This is a genomic window from Limosilactobacillus oris DSM 4864, assembly GCF_001434465.1.
Classification (GTDB): Bacteria; Bacillota; Bacilli; order Lactobacillales; family Lactobacillaceae; genus Limosilactobacillus; species Limosilactobacillus oris.
In genome coordinates this window covers 1-1021 of record NZ_AZGE01000063.1, presented here as the reverse complement: position 1 = coordinate 1021, position 1021 = coordinate 1, and the positions used below count along the sequence as shown (strand labels likewise).

The 1021-nt window shown below is 41.1% G+C and carries 1 protein-coding gene; it reads right to left on the bottom strand.

All coding sequences use genetic code 11. From position 1 onward, the window contains the following. Positions 1-838 (bottom strand): IS3 family transposase (locus FC49_RS09990; RefSeq protein ID WP_235804907.1); only part of this gene is annotated, 838 nt, incomplete at its 3' end. Positions 839-1021 lie beyond the last annotated feature (183 nt).

Sequence of the window (1021 nt, the reverse complement as noted above, 5' to 3'; positions counted from 1 at the left end):
TTTTTAAGGAGATACGTTGGTAATTAAAGTAATGAATGTATTGAGCTGAGAGTGATTTTAATTCAGCTAAGTCTTTACATGGTGGGAAACCATCTAATAACTCTGTCTTAAACAGGTGAAAGAAACTCTCCATTGGTGCGTTATCATGACAATTTCCCTTACGGGACATACTTTGAATAAAGTGATTATCAGCTAACTTTTGGGTATAGTACCCCAGTTGATAGTGCCACCCCTGATCAGAATGAATAATTGGTTGAGCATTATCAGGTAGCTTTGTACATAGCTCGTTGAGAGTAGCGGTAATCAACTGTCGATCAGGATGTTGACTCAATTGGAAGGCTAAAACTTCCTTACTGGCTTCATCGATAATTGAGGAAATATAAGCCCAACTGTGATTAGCTAAGCGAACTTGAGAAACATCTGTGTGGAGGACTTGATAAGGAATGGTGGCCTGAAATTGTTGTTTTAGTAGATTATCCGCAACTGTGCCCACATTACCTTCATAAGATGAGTATTTACCACTACGGTGGCGATTATACAGTGCCACTTGAACATCTAATTTCGCCATCAACTTGTTCACCGTCATGTCCGCCAAATGAATGCCCATTGCCCGCAGTTTTTGGTTCACGCGACGATAACCGTAGGTCCATCGTCCGCGGACTTGCCCTTCTTTAGCCACGCTAAGAATCACTTGCTTAACACTCGCATATTTATCATGATGGTTAGCGATGCGCTTGCGCTCATCATGGTAAGTAGCCTTAGGAAGGTTGATTTTATGGAGAATGTCACCAATCTTATAGCGATATTTCTTCGGTAGCGATGCTTGATCTGCCCTGATCTGATCAACTATTTGCGTTTTCTCTTTGCCTTGGAGGGTCCGAACAGGGCCAACGATTTTTTTAAGATGTCACGTTCCAATTTTGTGTCATAGAGTTCTTGGCTTTTCTTGGCAAGTTCTTCTTTTAAACGTTCCACTTCAGTCTTATTAGTAAGACGACGAAGTCGTTTCTTAGTATGTTTC